1 protein-coding gene is annotated in these 1,227 nt (G+C 66.7%); it reads left to right on the plus strand.

From position 1 onward, the window contains the following. Positions 1 to 706 precede the first annotated feature (706 nt). On the plus strand, positions 707 to 1,227 hold a 521-nt coding region (locus MJ783_RS16615; protein WP_239311357.1), incomplete at its 3' end, for an HIT domain-containing protein.

The raw sequence follows: 1,227 nt of genomic DNA on the forward strand, positions 1-1,227 counted from the left end.
CCCCTATTGCCGGGCGCTCTTAGCCTGTTTCCCTGCCGACGGGCGGTGGGCGCGTTTCTCGACGCGCCGTCGAGGGTGGCGCGCCGGGGCGCTGCCATCGTCCGTCCCCAGCCCCGCTGCCTGCGTTTTTGTCGCCAACGTCGCCGGGGCGTGGTTGTGCCTTGTGGAGAAAGTGCGAAGCAGTTGTGAACATAACATCCGCCCTACGTCCACTCCGGAGGGACTGGCTGCCAACAATCCGAATCCGTTGAGGCCCGCAAATACGCTGTGGCCTGCGAATATGCCGATCGCCACACTGTCTGGAACCCGTGGTGACGGGTCCACGCCGCTGGCGACACGCCGAATGATTCCGGTCATAGTGTCGGCATGATGTCCGGAGACCGTTTATGCTCTTGGCAGAGGTTGGCGGCGACCCCCCCACGCCGTCAACCTCTCTTCTACTTGTCCGGGCGCGCTTGTCTGGGCGCGCAGTGAGTGCCGCCGGGGAGTGCTGCCGGGTCTTCTGACGTTGCATCCGGCTGGGCATATACAGATGGGCGTCAGTACGCTGGGCGCGGGTCGCGGTGGCATCGGCTACAGGCCGCCGTAGCCAGCCCGAACTCAGGTTCCGGACGTGTCGGGAGGCCGCGCCAGTGACGTGTCAGCCAGGTCGATCCTCTCCGGTCCCGCAGCTCGGTCGCGCGCGGGAAACGGGCAGTTTGTGGGTATGACGTCAACCACGCCGGATGGCGTCCCGCTGGAGCCGCAGGCTGGGGTCGGTAGTCCGGACGGCTTCCGCCGGCTGTACACGCCGCACCGGATGGCCTATATCAAAGGCGAGGGCAGGCCTACCGGTGGATCCTGCCCGTTCTGTGTCATCCCGGCCATGCCGGACGAGGAAGGACTCGTCGTCGCGCGGGGCGACGTTGTGTATGCCGTCCTCAACCTCTACCCGTACAACTCCGGGCACATCATGATCGTTCCGTACCGCCACATCGCTGACTACGCTGATCTCCTGGACGCTGAGACCACGGAGATGGCCCTGTTCACGCAGCACGCGCTGCGGGCTCTGCGGCGAGCCAGCGGCGCGCACGGCTTCAACGTCGGGATGAACCTCGGTGTGGTCGCGGGCGCCGGGATCGCCGAGCACGTTCACCAGCACGTCGTGCCGCGTTGGGGCGGGGATACGAACTTCATGCCGGTGGTCGGCGGCACCAGGGTGCTGCCCGCGCTCCTCAGCCAGACCCG

It is taken from the genome of Protofrankia sp. Cj3 (genome assembly GCF_917627355.1).
Lineage (GTDB): Bacteria > Actinomycetota > Actinomycetes > Frankiales > Frankiaceae > Protofrankia.